Raw genomic sequence first — 15,934 nt, 5'->3', positions numbered from 1 at the left:
TTTTTAAAATTAAAGTGCACCCAAAAAAAATCCCTTGCGAGGGCAAGGGATTTAGAATTTATTTCAATATACGCCAAAGCGCTAATAAGCTACTCAGCACAATTAAAATAATAGAAACAAACCAAGGGCTAATAATTGCAATGGTCAGTAAAATCAGCATGCTACTACCAAACATCCAGCTACGGCGCTGTTGATGTTCCATTTGCAAACGAAGCTGTTGAATTTCACGTAACTGGCGGTCTTGCCAAGCAGACTGGTTCTTTAAACCATTTAGGCTGTCAATAATTAAGCTTGGGAAATCCTGAGCACCTAAAAGCAGGTCAGGTAGTTGCTGGCCGAGTTCTTTTACATTTTTGACTGGGTTCATGTTGGACTTAACCCATTCTGTCAAAATAGGTTTTGCCAATTTCCAGATGTCGAGCTGCGGATAAAGGTCCGTACCTAAGCCTTCTACATGCACCAAAGTTTTGAGTAGCAGCATGAGTTGTGGCGGGATTTCTAAATGGAAGCGACGCGCAATATCCATCACTTGAATTAAGATACCCGCAAAATCAAGTTGGTCCATTGGTTTAGATACCATTGGCCCAACAGTACGGCGCATCTCACGTGCTAAAGCGTCTTGGTCTGTACCTGGTGGAATCCAGCCAGCTTGATGCACAATTTGAATAAGCTGCATAAAGTTGCTGTTCATTACAGCAAGCAACATGCGGGCAACCGTCATTTGGTCATGTTTAGAAAGCTCACCCATAATCGCACAGTCGAGTGCAATAAAGCGTGGATTGCTTGGATTGATGGTTTCTACAAAGACATTGCCGGGGTGCATGTCGGCATGGAAAAAGTTATCGCGGAATACTTGCGTAAAGAAAATAGTTAACCCTTTTTCTGCAAGTTGTGCACGGTCCATGCCTAAACGGTCAAAGGTTGCCGTGTCTGAAATAGGGACACCAGTAATACGCTCAGCCACCATGACATCTTTGGTGTCCATGTACACTTCGGGCACATACATCATGGTTGAACCAGTGAAGTAATGACGCATACGACGGGTGTTATCCGCCTCAATACTCAAGTCCAACTCATTTAAAATGATCTGACGGTAGTCTTGAATAATTTCAGTGAGATGCAACGCGCGAGCAGCTTCTAGGCGACTTTCTAAGGTGTTGCCTAGCCAAGCTAAAATTTCAAAGTCTTGTAAAATCTGACTACGAATGTCCGGACGAGTAACTTTAACCACAACTTCGCGACCATCATGCAATGCAGCAGTATGTACTTGTGCAATTGAAGCAGCAGCAAGGGGCTGGTCATCAAAGCGAGCAAATAGAGTATTTACGTCTGCTTTTAAAGAGTCTTGAATACGTTGTTTGGCAACATTGCTATCAAACGGTTTGACTTGATCTTGAAGTAAGACCAATTGAGCGAGTATTTCAGGTGGAATTAGGTCGCGTCGAGTAGACAGTAACTGCCCAAGCTTAATTGCAAGCGGGCCCATATCTTCTAAAGCTTCTTTAAGCTTCAATGGGTTTTTGCGTTCACGACTAGACCATGCAGCTGGGTGCATCTTAATAATATTTAATGCACGTTGAGCTTTAACAGGTAATTCATCCGCAGGGAACAACGTATCGAGTCTATAGTGCGCTGCAATACGCCAAAGTTCGAGTAAACGTGAAACGTGCGGAATCATATACAGTCTTACCTAGTCTTGAGTGGGTTGTAGTTGTGCATTGAGCTGCTGTAGCTTAGCTTCTAGACGGTCAATGTCTTGATTAAGCTTACGCGTAGCCTGATTTAAATCGTCCATTTCCCAACGTGGGGCAAATAAACCACTGTCTTCTTTTAAGGCATCTTCAGCAAAAAATAGATGGCTTTGCACGGAGCGTTTTAAATGCTTTGGCGCAAATTGAATCTTGCCAATTTCATGAGCGAGTTGAGGGCCAACCCATTTTGATAAATGCGCAGCTAAATCAGGTTCAGCCTGCTGCATAATTCTTTGAATATCCTGTAATAGATGATAATCACCTTGAAGCGGGATATTACCAATCTGGTCTGGATCGCTCACCAATAGTTTGATTAGTTCAACCACATCTTTGACATGCAAAGTGGCTGTGGCTTCAGAAATTTTAAATTGTGGATCAAAAGGGCGTTGTTCAAAAATAGAAGGTTTTTCGCTATGCCCAGTTGCAGTAGGTTCAAGACGTACTTTTTCTTGGTCAAAGAATACATCGACAGAAAGTTGCGGGCTATCGATGACCACACGCAACATTTTGCCCTGTAACTGATTGAGCTGAATGCGGGTTAAGGCATCCAGATCGATCAGATGATGAATGATACGTTCGACTGCACCGAGTGCCAAAATCGACCACATATCGCTATCCCTTACAGTTTGAAACCGCGGTGAACAGCAACAATACCGCCAGTCAGGTTGTGATAGTCACAGTTCTGGAAGCCAGCATTTTCCATCATACCTTTTAAGGTGCGTTGGTCTGGGTGCATACGAATTGATTCAGCTAAATACTTATAACTTTCTGAGTCATTGGCAACCAACTTACCCATAATCGGTAAAGCTGTGAATGAGTAGAGGTCATAAAGTTTTGAGAATGGCTCAAATACTGGTTTAGAAAACTCAAGAATCAGTAAACGGCCACCTGGCTTAAGCACACGGAACATAGAAGCAAGCGCAGCGTCTTTATCTGTCACGTTACGTAAACCAAAGCTAATGGTGACAAGATCAAAACTGTTGTCTGCAAATGGCTCTAATGTTTCTGCATTGGCAAGAACGAAATCGACATTAGTACAACCAGCATCAATCAAACGATCACGACCAACATTCAGCATAGATTCGTTAATGTCTGAAAGTACCACATGACCTTGAGGGCCAACTTCACGGCTAAATACTTTTGCTAAGTCGCCTGTACCGCCAGCAATATCCAACACGTGTTGACCACGGCGAACACCAGACATATTAATTGCAAAGCGTTTCCACAAACGGTGGATACCAAATGACATTAAGTCATTCATCAAGTCATATTTGCTTGCAACTGAATGGAAAACTTCAGCAACTTTTTGTGCTTTATCTTCGGTTTTAACTGTTGAGAAACCAAAGTGAGTTGTTTCACCAACGTTGCCAGTATTGCTAGCACCACGTGGTAAATTATATTTCGGTACAGAACCGCTAACAGGTGTATCTGTTAAGGTTTGCTGTAAAGTTTGTTGTTGCCCTTGAGGAGTACCTTGTGGTAAAGGTGAGCTTAGGAATGGGCTAACTTTGTCTGAACTTTGTGCCTGCTCAGTTGGAGATGTTGGCTTTTGGTTTTCGTTAGACATATTGTCTCTCCTAGACTCAAACTCAAGTGAAACGGAATAAGTTCTGCATGATGACAGATTTTGTCTATTTTTACAGGCATCATCATGCAAATATAATGAATAAAATCTCAACTTCGCGAGGTTGAGTTTTTTCTATGTGCCGACCTTATCACACTCTAAACGGATTCGGATGTCCTGAATGTACTTTTTCAACAATCTGACGTTCTTTTTCCGTAAAAGTCTTAATAAAAGCCTCAGCCGATTTTAATGGTTTCATTGCGCTAAAACCATCCTGAATAAAATCATACATCAATTCAAAGTGATATTTTTGAGCAATACCTTTACACATTTTAAAAGCAGTAAACATCATAAACGAACGCATGTATTTATCGAGTGCTGCTCCTAAATCGTCAAGAAGGGCCAGTTGCAGGTAACGAGCTTCTGCCTGATCAAGCTTGATTAAGGTTAAGCGCATGATCTCGTCAGTGAGTACTGTATCTGCCGGATAGTCTTCAAGAAGCTGTATTGCTACTTGTTCATCAAGTTGAGTTGCAAGTACAGCCAGACTTACCGATTTTGTTCCAGTTTTAATTGCGTTTTCAGGTAGGACTTTTTCTGCTTTATGAGCATATTTTAATAAACGCTCAATTTGAGCAGCAAGCGCATCAAACTCTGGACCACCATATAAACGGTTTAAAAAATACTCTGACATGAGCTTGTGCTCTGGCAAATTAAAAAAGTCGTGATGAGTATCTTTCATCCGCTCTTTTAGCCATGTTTGGACATCTTGCAAACGTTGGGCAAGCACTGGATTATCGTGATAATTAAATGTTTTATATTGTTGTAAAAGATCATCAAAAGCAGCGAGTTTAGACATTTAAGGCTCTAATATTGGGCTATTTGCAAAAAATCATAAGAGGCATTGTAACCTTCTACTATGGCGAGTAGATGTAAAAAAAATGATTTATGCGTCAATTTTTAGACAGAATTTTGGCGCAATGACATAATTTGTATAGCAATTCATCATCTAAGCGCATAAGTTAAATAACGACGAAATTAAACAATAAAAGATTAGAGCAGTGGACTATGAGTGAACAACAACCAAAATTTGAAATTCGAGACGAGGAACAGCTTTCAGTCGATTTGATTGAAGCACAATATGCTTTAAAAGATAGTCGGGGCAAAAAAAATGCTAAAAGTACACTCATTTTAATGAGTGGTATTGAACTGGCTGGAAAAGGCGAGGCTGTTAAGCAGCTTCGAGAATGGTTAGATCCAAGATATTTACGCGTAAAAGCAGATGCACCGCGTGTGCTGACAGATACCGAAGCTTTTTGGCAGTCGTATTCAGAGTTTATTCCGACTGAAGGCCAAATTGTGGTGATGTTTGGTAATTGGTATAGCGACTTGTTGGTTACCGCAACGCATGTATCGGAACCTTTGGATGATGCCCGTTTTGATGCCTATGTTGAAAACATGCGGGCGTTTGAGCAGGATTTAAAAAATAACTATGTCGATGTGATTAAGGTTTGGTTTGACCTTTCGTGGAAGTCACTGCAAAAACGTTTAGATAAAATAGACCCTTCTGAACAGCACTGGCATAAGCTTCACGGTTTAGATTGGCGCAATAAAAAACAATATGACACTTTGCAAAAGTTACGCCGCCGTTTTACCGACGACTGGTACATTATTGATGGCGAAGATGAAAAACAGCGCGATCAATTTTTTGCCCAGTACCTTTTGCAACACATGCGTGAATTGCCTGAACATGAAAGTGAAGTCAAAGGAAAATGGCAGCAGGCAAAGATTCCTGAAAGTTTGTTAAAACCTTCTAAAGAACAGCTCGATAAAGCTGATTACAAAAAAGAGCTCGATAAACTCAGTAAAAAAATTGCCGATACCATGCGTTTTGATAAGCGTAATTTTGTGATTGCTTTTGAAGGAATGGATGCTTCGGGGAAAGGTGGTGCCATTAAGCGAATCGTTAAAAACTTGGATCCGCGTGAATATGATATTCATTGTATTGGCGCACCTGAACGTTTCGAAGCTAGGCATCCTTATTTGTGGCGTTTTTGGAACCGCATTAATGAAGCCGAAAAAATTACAATCTTTGACCGTACTTGGTATGGCCGAGTGCTGGTAGAACGAGTTGAAGGTTTTGCATCGCCTTTAGAGTGGCAAAGGGCATACGACGAAATTAATCGCTTTGAAAAAGATTTATTTGATAGTGAAACGATTGTGGTAAAAATTTGGCTTGCGATTAGTAAAGATGAGCAAGAACAACGCTTTAAAGCCAGAGAAGAGACACCGCATAAACGCTTTAAAATTACCGCGGAAGATTGGCGCAATCGTGATAAGTGGGATGACTATTTGAAAGCGGCAGCAGATATGTTTGAACGAACCAGTACCGAATATGCACCTTGGCATATTGTTGCCACTGATGATAAATATACTGCGCGTTTAGAAGTGTTAAGAGCTATTTTAAAACAGCTGAGAGCAGATTAAACTCTCAGCCGTGAATTTGATTTTAGTTTACAACCGTGCCACGACTTTTTTGTTGAATACGTTTAGCAAGGTTGTAGCTGTCAGTAAGATGCGTTTGGGCTATTTTCTTCATCATAAAATAGCCTAAACCTGCTGCAACAATTTGCCCGCCTAATGGTATAAATTTAGTCACTTGTTTAGTGACAATTTTTCCAAAGAAACCATTAAACGTTTTTTTAACGGTGGTACGCGCGACCACAAAACCTGAAAATTGAAAGCCACGTTTACGCAGTTCATCCCAATGAATGGTTTTTGTTTTTGGATCATAAACGCTGACATGTTCAGGTGCTAAGCCAAAGCGGGAATTAATATCGGGAATAAGCTGTGACAAAATTCCCAAATCTACTACCACGTCAAAAAAAGGAATGGGTACAATTGCTGCACCAGCAGAGACGTAAGCTCTTTTTTGAATGAGCTCGTGGCACTCATCGCGAATTTGTTCCAGATTTAGGCTAGGATCAATATAGTCAGGAATGTTATCAATTTTCATAATGTTTACCTGTAATGGGTTCCTTAAGGGTGCCTTCCAAACACAAGGCAAGTGACACCTAAAGTTAGATTATGCTGTGTTTAAACCAACGTGACATAGTCAGATTCAGTTGTATAGTAATGAATGTTTATGATTTTGTGCATAAATTATGCGAGTAGGATATGAAATAAATGGGCATCCATGTTATTCAAAGTCAACGTATTGATGTGTTGTTGCAGGGCGTACTGGCATCTACGTCCCAACCTTCAACGCATCCTTTACAGGTTTTGAAAGCCCAGCATTTTATTGTGCCAAGTCCTGCGGTAGAGCAATGGCTGATACAAAAACTTGCAGAACAACAAGGAATGAGCGCCAATTACCAGTTCCATCAACGTGTTCGTGGTTTCCAGTGGTATGCCTATCAACAGGTCCTCACAGCGCATAAGGAACAGGTTCGTAAGGCCAATATTCCACGCTTGATTTTTAAATGGCGTGTACATCAGGCATTACAAGAGTTTATTCAGCCTGATGAAATGAGTATAGATGACTCACATCCATTACATTCTATTGTTCAACGTATTTATGACAGCGCAGATCGGCTTGAACAAGGTATTGAGAAGCAGCTAAAAAAACAAAAAATGTTGTATTGGGTTGCCGAGCAGGTTGCCGATTTATTTAGTAACTACATGGTTTATCGGGGACAGTGCCAACGTGGGTGTGAAAATACCTGTACTTGTCCAAATAACTGGTTAGCAGCGTGGGGACAAGGCCGAGCGCTGGATATCGAAAAGTATATTGCGCAGAAAGATAAAGAAATTTCTGCTTTTACTTTGCAGCAAACACAAGAATTAGAACGTTGGCAGCGCTGGTTGTGGCAGCAGCATTTTCATGATGATTTTATGCAAATGCAGCAAATTGACGAGCTGTTTTGGCAGGAGTTAGACCATCCTGAACACCAGAAGAAAGCATTATCTCGTTTGCCGGAGCAAATAGTCGTTTTTACTTTGCTGGATTTACCGCCTAGCCAGCTTCAGTTTTTGCGCCGTTTAGGGCAATACATTGATGTTTTGATTTTGCACTATAACCCTTCACAGGAATATTGGGCCGATAGTGTCGATCCCCTGTGGAAACAACGTTATGACTTAGGTGTGAAAGAGCGTTTTATTGCGAAAAATCCTCAAGCGACCGATGCTGAAATTGCCGATTTCTTTGATAAATTTACGCTTAACTTTAATGCTGAGGCGCGTGAGTCGAGGCATCCGCTTTTAACAAGACTGGGCAAACAAGCCCGCGACCACTTCTCACTACTTTCAAACTTGTCTACTGGTGAAGAAGGTAAATGGGTGGACGCCTTTGTAGATGATTTTCCTGAGAGTCTACTTGGCAAAGTTCAGTCAGATATTTTGCATCTGGTAGAACCACAGCCTAAGCAATATGAACTTGCACCGAATGATGACTCCATTCAAATTCATGTCTGCCACTCAACATTACGGCAACTTGAAGTATTGAAAGAGCAGTTGATTGGCTGGTTGGCTAACCCACATGAACAGCCGCGTCGCCCGAATGATATTCTGGTTTTAGTACCTAATTTGGCAGAAGTAGAGCCTTTAATACGAAGTGTTTTTACTGCTACTGCAACTGAGCAAGGTGTCCATTTACCCGTAAAAATTGCCGGTATTGCGTCGCTCGATGCACTCAATGCATGGCGTGCCGTGATTGGGCGTATTCACCTTATGCAAGGGCGATTTAGCTTTGATGATTTCGCCGACTGGCTTGGTTTACATGCGACGCAGCAGCGCTATGCACTTGAATATGCTCAAGTAGAGCGAGTTTTGGCATTACTGGCCGATGCAGGGTTTAAACGTGGTCTTGATGCAGAGCATCTGAAACGTAGCTTATGTGACGGTGATGATGATTATCGGTATAGTTTTAAATTTGCTTTAGAGCGGTTAGCACTCGGTATTGCAATTCCCGAACATGCTACATTTAATCACGTACTCAGTTACGCTAAGGTTCAACCGGGCGATTTTGAGCTCATTGGTACGCTCATTCAGATTTATCAAGATTTAAATGAGCGCCGTGACTGGCTCATTATGCATGAGCAAAGAAAAGTTCATACTGTAGAATACTGGCTACAAGTGTTGTCACAAGATATTGTCGAGTTTGAACAGGCCGGTGTTGCTGCTTTAAAAACTGCTCGGGAAATTGTGAAAAAACAAGAGCGTATGTTAACGCTCGCGAGTTACTATGCCGAGGCAGAAACAGGTACCTTACGTAAAATTACCTTGCCTTTGCCTTATATCCTCGATGAGATTCAGCGAACTTTAGAAAACCAGACGGCACAAGCTGAACCGACTGGACAGATTACCTTTGCTCAGATTGGACAAATTCGTCCCTTACCTTATCGCTTAATTGTGATATTGAACTTGGATGCAGGACAGTTTCCAAATCGTGATACGCATGTACCATTTGATTTGATGGATGCCTTACGTCAACAACTAGGTGACCGTTCCCGTCTTGAGGATGACCAAGGTGCTTTCTTAGACGCCTTACTTTTAGCTCAAGAAAACTTATGGCTGTTTTATAACGGCTTTGATGTCAATGACGGTGAAGTGAGAGACCCTTCAAGTATTCTTCAAGAGTTCCGTGAACATCTTGCGCTTATTGTAAAACCGGAGCCAGATGCACCCGATCGAGAAGTGATTGAAGGTATTGAAATTCCGTCTCAATTAAAACAACTCTACCATTTACATTATTTACAGCCGTTTGACCCTAAAGGTTTTATGGCTGAGAACAGTTACATTCGTTACCAAGATCACTGGTTTAATGTGGCAATGCAAATTCAGCAAGCATCTGGTGTTCTTAAGCCTTGGGCGAATACATCTTATCCTTTAGAAATACCTGACATGTTGGTTTTAGATAGCCATCAATGGATACAAGATGTGACTTTCCCTGCACGACTTTATTTAAAAACTTTAGGTGTAGAAAATTTAGGAAGTGTGGGGGAGTTAGATCAGAACGAACCTTTGCTTTTAGATGGTTTAGGCCGTTATACCATTCGACATTTTTTACAGCAAAATGAACAACAGGCACAGCCCGAAGCTCTACTTGATCAATTACCTGTAGGCAAAGTTCAATATAGTGCTTGGCAACAGGGTATTTTTGAACAGGAATGTTTGCTTGAGCGTCTTCATCATTATGCACCAGCAGTCACGCAAACCACTCAGCGAAGCTGGCGAATTGCCAAACAGCTGCATATGAATATTACGGTGCCAAAGTCTGAAACTCAGGATTGGGTCAGCATGGAAGCATCAAGTGCTCGGGCAAAAAGACGTGCAAAAGTCTGGTTAGAGTATCTGCTTTGGTTGGCCTATTTAAATGAGGGAAGTGCAGGAACTGAAAGACGCCGTATTGTTGTTTTTAGTGATCAAACCGTAATCTGTAAAGGTATTAGTTCGGAGCAAGCTCGGCATTATTTACAACCGTGGTTTAAGATCTGGCGTTATGCTCAACAGCAGCCACTGGTGCTACCAGCAGCTTTAATGCTAAAGCCTCTGGAAAAAGCTAAGGCATATCAGTGGGAAACAACAAATCCGACAGAAAAAATAAAACTGGATGAGAAGAGCTATGCCGAACTGTTAAAATACTGGAATGAAACAGGGTCATTTACCGCTATCGATATGACACAAAATGAAGCGTGTAAGTTGCATAAGGACTGGCGTTTCATTTTGCAAGAACAAGATGCACAAGCATTGCTTCAACATGCTTGTGATGAGTTTGCATATGACCTGTATCATCCGGTTTTTCAATTTCAATATTCGGAGTAAGGCATGAACTCAAGAGTACAGGTGTCTTATCAACCTATTATTGATATTGAATTTAGTGGATTACATTTAATTGAAGCTTCGGCGGGCACAGGGAAAACCTATACGCTGTCGAGTTTAATGGTGCGTATTTTTCTTGAGAAATATTTACCCCGCCAAGTCATAGCGACTACCTTTACCCGTGCTGCTGCGGCTGAGTTAAAAAGCCGAATTCGTGCGCGTTTGGTCGAAACCTACCGTTACTTAGATGCTAAGCGGAGCCTGACCGAAAAAGAGATTCTTTTACAGGCCGAGCAAGAATCTGACTTATTACTGCAACATATTCTCAAGCATTTTGCGACACGTATTGCCTATGCCTGTGAGCGTTTAAAGCTCGTTATCGATCAGTTAGATGAGCTATTTGTCGGAACACTCGATAGCTTTAGCCAAAAGCTATTACGTGAGTTTGCCTTTGAAAGTGGCAAAATTGAACGTGCTCAAATTACCGATGACGCTAAAACCTATAGCCGTCAACTGATTCATGATGTTTTACGTGAATGGATACAGTCTCAGCCTCAAACCGTGATTGATGCGTTGTATCTGGCAGGTGAGTTAAAAAGTGTCGACAGTTTTGTCAAACTGGTCGAAGACTCACTGAATTTTAGTTCGGCTCACTTTAAACTTCCCGAAAAGCCTACCATTCAGTTTGAACAGCTTGCTCAGCTCAAACAGCTGGCAGCAGAAATTGATATCAGTCTCCTAGAACCGTATTACTCGCTTGATGGCGACCACTATAAACATGTAAGCGGCACAATATTTCGTAACGGGGCTTTTAATAAGTTATTTAGTGAATGTTTGCCACAGTTATTACAAGTTTTAAAGCAAAGCGACAGTATTTTAGTTTTTGATGGGTCTTTGGCAGTACAACGGGAACTCGTTTTTAAGTTTTTAGGTCATCTTGCCGATCAGAAAGTTTTCAAGAAATGTCCTGCCGAAATTTCGGATGGATTTTATCAGCATCCTTGTATTCAGCAGATTCAGCAGTTATTTGGTGTGCTGAAAAACTATGCTGAACAGTTCGATCAGCTTCATATTTATTTAAAAGCCTATTTGTGTGTAGAGGTTAAAAAACGTTTACCGCAGGTTTTACAAAACAAGGGCGAGACGACTTTTTCCCAGCAAATTCGCACTTTGTCAGAAGCTTTAAAGGGCGAGCAGGGGCAACGTTTCGCCGTATTTGTGCAGGCTCGATACCCCTTAATTTTGGTCGATGAATTTCAAGACACTAACCAAGACCAAGATGACATGCTCGCCAGCATTTGGCGTCATCCAGAGCGTTACCAAAAAGGTTGCATGATTATGGTGGGTGACCGTAAGCAGGCAATTTACGGTTTCCGTGGTGGGGATATGCTCACCTTCTTGAATGCCTACAAAGATATTCAGGCAAAGCATGGTCGCGAATATAAGTTAATTCATAACCACCGTTCAGTCGCTGACTTGGTTGAAGTGGTTGATGCCTTATTTCAAAGGCAAATCGACTTTGGTGAACAGGTTCAATATGACCCGATTCGGGCAGGAACTCGACCTCATCCGGTTTTAATTGATCAAAACCAGCCTAATCCGCATCCTTTACGTTGGCTCATGCTAAAAGACAAGGAAACGGAAGCACAGCAAGTCGCGTGGAAAATACGTGATTTACTCAATCAGTCACATGCAGGACAACTTTATTTTCAAAATGATGCTCAGACTCAAACCTTAAATGAAGATGATATTGCGGTCTTGTCGCGTAATCATGATGGTCTTGATAAAGTTCAATTTGAATTAGAATGTTTAGGAATACGAGTTAATCGGCCATCAAAACGAAGTGTTTTTGATTGCACAATTGCTCAGGATGTTGGGGCCTTACTCACAGCGATACTGCATCCTTACGATGAGGCCAAAGTGAAACGAGCTTTGATTAGCCGATTGTTTGCTATGGACCTGAAACAGCTGTTGCAACTTGAGCAAACAGCTGAAGGTTTAAGCCAGTTTATGACAGGCTTTGATGCTATTCGGGAATTGTGGTCGGCTCAGGGCTTTTTAGTGGCATGGCAGCAATGTTTAAACCAATTTGGCATTTGGAAAAATCTGGTTAATGTCCAGAGTAAAGATAATGAGCGGGTCGTGGTGAACTTGCGCCATTTGACCGAAATTTTAAGCCAACATAGCGAGAAATATCAGGGTGCGCAAAATCTCTATCACTGGTATCTCAAGCAATTACAATCACCGCTTGATCGTGAATGGGAGTTAGAGCGTAGGTTGTCGAGTGAAGCTGGCGTACAGCTCATGACTATTCACCAGTCAAAAGGCCTTGAGTTTAAAATTGTCTTTTTGCTTGGGGCCGACAAGCCATTTCGAGAAAATAACAAAAAGCTTAACTTCTCGACCCAAGATATAACGGTTCCAGAGTCGGCTCAAACTCTAACACAACGAGTTGTTGCGATTGCTGATAAAACGTATTTAAACGAAACCGAACTGAAGCAGCATGAAGAACGGGCTTTGGCAGAACAAAACCGCCTTTGGTACGTGGCTTTAACCCGTGCAAGTCATCGTGTTTATGCACTTTTACAAGATACAGATGGCAAGTCTGTTTCAGGTTTAGCTTTTTGGAAAAATAGAGCTGAGCCTTTTCAGCACCGTTGTTGTACCGATGAAATGATTTTGGAGCAACCACCTGCTGCAAGACATTTAAATCAACACATCAATATTATTGAAATACAGGCACAGCATTTTCCTGACCAGCGCTTCTATTCGAGAGGCAAAACCAGTTTTAGTTATCTGGCACAGCATTTAAGACATAAAGTAGGTACAGATTTACTCGCGAGCCAGAGCCATGAAGCTGTTTTAGCCGAAGATGAACTCGATCAAGTTATTTCTGTTGAGGCGACCGTAGCACAGCCAATTAGCTGGATCAAAAGCAATTTTCCGAGAGGGACGCTTGCAGGGAATTTCTTACATGAGATTTTTGAACATATTGATTTTCAATGTTCAGATGAGTGGGTAAGTGAAATACGCCGTCGTTTTAAAAATGATTACAGTAGTTTGTGGCAAGATTTATTAATCAAATATCAAGAAAGCTTCCCCGAAGAACAAGAAGCGGAATATTCGCTTTATCACGCTGTGGCTGAATGGCTGCAAGAGATTCTAAACACACCGTTATATCAAGGTTTTCGCCTAAAGCAGTTACAACCAGAGCACTATTTATCAGAGTGTCCTTTTTATTTGGCCCTGTCAGATCGTGTGTTAGCCATGAAACGTATTCAGCAGCTGTTTGCTGAATATGGCATGGAAATGCCTGAGTTATTAGAGGCTCGTTCCGCACGCTATTTAAATGGTTCGATAGACTTGGTTTATTTTGATGGGCAGCGTTATCACATTGCTGACTATAAGAGTAACTATTTAGGTGAAAACCTTGTCGATTACAGTGTAGAAAGTATTGCTCAAAGTATGTCTTTAGCCAGTTATTGGTTGCAAGCAGGCTTATATTTGGTTGCGCTACATCGTTATTTAAAAGTCAAAATGCAGAATTATGATATTGAGCAACATTTAGGTGGGGCGACTTATCTTTATTTGCGTGGTATGAATGGCGAAGCTGAGCAGGGTTATTATTATTGGCAGCCAAGTACAGAATTTGTTCTACGACTCGATGCTATTTTAGGGTACTTTGCTGAGGATAAAATTGCATAAAAAATGCTGATAAATGATCTAATTTTAGAATTAACAAATACTTGGGGTGTGGATAAGCCTGTCTATAACCATGTGGACAAGCGTGTGGAAAACTAGGTGGATAAGTGTGTGGACAATCTAAATAGCCCTGAACAAAGCGATTTAAGCTGGTTAACGACTTGGAGTACCTTTCTAAATCAAGCCCCGTTTACTGCACAGACACAAGCTCCAGAGGCAGCTTGTTTTTTGCAGCAGCTGATTGAAGCGAGCTTGCAAGGTGATAGTTGCATTGAGATTAGCCCAGAGCAAACAGAAGCACTTGGTCAACTGGTGATATCTGCTGAACAAGCGATGTCTCAAGTTGCCCCTTGTGTCCACGACGGGCAGGGGTTGGCATTATACCGATATTGGAACCTAGAGCAACGCCTAGCTGAGCAAATTCGCCGATTAAAGCAGCAACCAATTCAACCAGTTTCGTGTGAAGAGCATTTAGACTTACTCACTGATCCTCATCAGCGAGCTGCCTTGCAAATGGTGACTCAGCAGAGCTTGAGTATTATTACAGGTGGGCCGGGTACAGGTAAGACCTATACGCTCGCTCGTATTATTGCTGTGCTGAGTCAAGCAATTCCTCATATTCGTGTAGCAATGGCAGCTCCGACGGGTAAAGCTGCACAGCGTATGCAAGAAGCCTTACAAAACTCGTTTAATGACCCTAAGCTTCTTGAGTCGGGGTTGGTTAGTGATGAGCTAAGAAACCAAAGTACCCAAACCATTCATCGATTATTAGGTATGGGGCATAGTCAAACTCCACGGTTTAATCAAAAACAGCCATTGCCTTATGACGTTATTGTGGTGGATGAAGCCTCTATGCTGGATTTAAATCTGGCAACGTTATTATTTGAAGCGGTTCCTGAGTCTTGTCGAATTATTTTATTAGGCGATGCCAACCAGCTTGCTTCTGTAGATGTTGGAGCGGTACTTGCAGATTTACAGCAAATCGAGGCGTTGTCTGAAAACCGTGTTCACCTTCAAACCAGCCGTCGTTTTGCGGAGGGTGCTTTGATTGGTCAGGTGGCACGATTTATTCAAATGCAGACTAGTCAGATCAATCATGAACAAGTTTTGCAGCAATTTGAAATTGATATTGTTCAGGTTTCAGAGTTACGTTCAATTCCTTTAGAAGTTGATATGCCCGATGTGGTTCAGCTTGAATATTTGCCAGAAGAGTCACCTATAGAGCTAGAAACTTACTACCAAAAATTGATGGTGGGTTTTCAAGGCTATGTGCAAAGCCTAAAAGCTTATTTACAAGATGATCGCTCAATTGAGCATATTGAAAATATTGTTAAGTCATTCGATGACTACCGTATTTTAACCGCCGTACGTCATGGACCATTTGGCTTGCAGCAACTTAATCAATATGCCGAACGCTGGTTACAACAACAGCTAGGTATTGTGACTCTAGGAGGATGGTATATAGGCCGTCCTGTCATGATGACTTATAACGATTACCAACTCGGCATTTCAAATGGTGACATTGGTTTATGTTTTGAACACAGAACCCAGCCTCAGCAGTTTGAAGTGTATTTCCCAAGTTTGAATAAGTGGGTTGCCGCAAACCGATTACCTAAAAGTATTCAAAGTGCATTTGCCTTAACCATTCACAAATCGCAAGGGTCTGAATTTACACATACTGCTGTTGTTCTCGATCAGGCCGCCAAGAATTTGTTAAGCCAAGAGCTAATTTATACAGCGATTACACGAGCCAAAAAAGTAGTGAGTTTATTGGTTCATCCAGAGGCTTTATTACAATCTTTTACAGTTCGTACGACCAGGAAAAGCGGTTTAGTTGAAAAAGTTAATCGGTTAGTTCGTTAAGTCAAACTTAATATTTTTGCTCGTGTAAGAAAAAGCTTACATGGATTCGAGATATTTGCTGCTAGAGAACACACCCTGTTTTTGAGATTATAAACGCACAACGAGCTTGGCAAGGAATGTCGGGCAAAATCGCACAATAATAATAACTTAAGTCGAGAGACTGCGAACTTACAATGACGTAGGTGAATAAAGAGGAAACTTACAGCCGCTAAGCCTTGTAGTTTTGGGAGAGACT

9 protein-coding genes are annotated in these 15,934 nt (G+C 41.6%); 4 read left to right on the top strand and 5 right to left on the bottom strand.

Annotated features, from left to right (window positions below):
* Positions 1-58 precede the first annotated feature (58 nt).
* The 4 genes from ACH8JV_RS04145 to ACH8JV_RS04130 all read right to left on the bottom strand — a co-directional run bounded on the left by ACH8JV_RS04145 (position 59) and on the right by ACH8JV_RS04130 (position 4,174).
* Positions 59-1,678, bottom strand: coding sequence for an AarF/UbiB family protein (locus tag ACH8JV_RS04145; RefSeq protein ID WP_311070258.1), 1,620 nt, complete (start codon positions 1,676-1,678; stop codon positions 59-61).
* Positions 1,679-1,690: 12 nt separating this feature from the next.
* Positions 1,691-2,359, bottom strand: coding sequence for an SCP2 domain-containing protein (locus tag ACH8JV_RS04140; RefSeq protein ID WP_396519860.1), 669 nt, complete (start codon positions 2,357-2,359; stop codon positions 1,691-1,693).
* 11 nt (positions 2,360-2,370) lie between these two features.
* Positions 2,371-3,318, bottom strand: coding sequence for a bifunctional demethylmenaquinone methyltransferase/2-methoxy-6-polyprenyl-1,4-benzoquinol methylase UbiE (ubiE, locus tag ACH8JV_RS04135; RefSeq protein WP_263612816.1), 948 nt, complete (start codon positions 3,316-3,318; stop codon positions 2,371-2,373).
* 148 nt (positions 3,319-3,466) lie between these two features.
* Positions 3,467-4,174, bottom strand: coding sequence for an FFLEELY motif protein (locus ACH8JV_RS04130; RefSeq protein WP_396519858.1), 708 nt, complete (start codon positions 4,172-4,174; stop codon positions 3,467-3,469).
* Between the two features lie 209 nt (positions 4,175-4,383).
* On the opposite strand from ACH8JV_RS04130, the gene ACH8JV_RS04125 reads away from it, so the two are divergent.
* On the top strand, positions 4,384-5,802 hold the full coding sequence (locus tag ACH8JV_RS04125; protein ID WP_263612818.1) for a phosphate--AMP phosphotransferase: 1,419 nt from the start codon (positions 4,384-4,386) through the stop codon (positions 5,800-5,802).
* 22 nt (positions 5,803-5,824) lie between these two features.
* Here the strand turns inward: ACH8JV_RS04125 and ACH8JV_RS04120 are convergent, their stop codons facing one another.
* A complete protein-coding gene (locus ACH8JV_RS04120; protein WP_263612819.1) occupies positions 5,825-6,331 on the bottom strand; it encodes a hypothetical protein in 507 nt (168 codons plus the stop codon).
* 170 nt (positions 6,332-6,501) lie between these two features.
* On the opposite strand from ACH8JV_RS04120, the gene ACH8JV_RS04115 reads away from it, so the two are divergent.
* The 3 genes from ACH8JV_RS04115 (at position 6,502) to recD (ending at position 15,699) form a co-directional block, all read left to right on the top strand.
* Entirely contained in the window at positions 6,502-10,137 is a 3,636-nt protein-coding gene (locus ACH8JV_RS04115; RefSeq protein WP_396519856.1) for an exodeoxyribonuclease V subunit gamma, read from the top strand.
* Between the two features lie 3 nt (positions 10,138-10,140).
* Entirely contained in the window at positions 10,141-13,839 is a 3,699-nt protein-coding gene (locus ACH8JV_RS04110) for a UvrD-helicase domain-containing protein (protein ID WP_396519854.1), read from the top strand.
* 108 nt (positions 13,840-13,947) lie between these two features.
* Positions 13,948-15,699, top strand: a complete 1,752-nt coding sequence (recD, locus tag ACH8JV_RS04105) for an exodeoxyribonuclease V subunit alpha (protein WP_343568512.1) — start codon at positions 13,948-13,950, stop codon at positions 15,697-15,699.
* The last annotated feature ends 235 nt before the right edge of the window (positions 15,700-15,934 follow it).

It is taken from the genome of Acinetobacter sp. ABJ_C5_2 (assembly GCF_044538485.1).
GTDB classification, from domain to species: Bacteria; Pseudomonadota; Gammaproteobacteria; order Pseudomonadales; family Moraxellaceae; genus Acinetobacter; species Acinetobacter nosocomialis_A.
This window is presented reverse-complemented; position numbering and strand designations above follow the sequence as displayed.

Bases quoted from the DNA above. Each gene is read 5' to 3' on its own strand.
- ACH8JV_RS04125 (WP_263612818.1), top strand. From the start codon at position 4,384: ATGAGTGAACAACAACCAAAATTTGAAATTCGAGACGAGGAACAGCTT.
- ACH8JV_RS04140 (WP_396519860.1), bottom strand. From the start codon at position 2,359: ATGTGGTCGATTTTGGCACTCGGTGCAGTCGAACGTATCATTCATCAT.
- ACH8JV_RS04130 (WP_396519858.1), bottom strand. From the start codon at position 4,174: ATGTCTAAACTCGCTGCTTTTGATGATCTTTTACAACAATATAAAACA.
- ACH8JV_RS04115 (WP_396519856.1), top strand. From the start codon at position 6,502: ATGGGCATCCATGTTATTCAAAGTCAACGTATTGATGTGTTGTTGCAG.
- ACH8JV_RS04110 (WP_396519854.1), top strand. From the start codon at position 10,141: ATGAACTCAAGAGTACAGGTGTCTTATCAACCTATTATTGATATTGAA.
- ACH8JV_RS04120 (WP_263612819.1), bottom strand. From the start codon at position 6,331: ATGAAAATTGATAACATTCCTGACTATATTGATCCTAGCCTAAATCTG.
- ubiE (WP_263612816.1), bottom strand. From the start codon at position 3,318: ATGTCTAACGAAAACCAAAAGCCAACATCTCCAACTGAGCAGGCACAA.
- ACH8JV_RS04145 (WP_311070258.1), bottom strand. From the start codon at position 1,678: ATGATTCCGCACGTTTCACGTTTACTCGAACTTTGGCGTATTGCAGCG.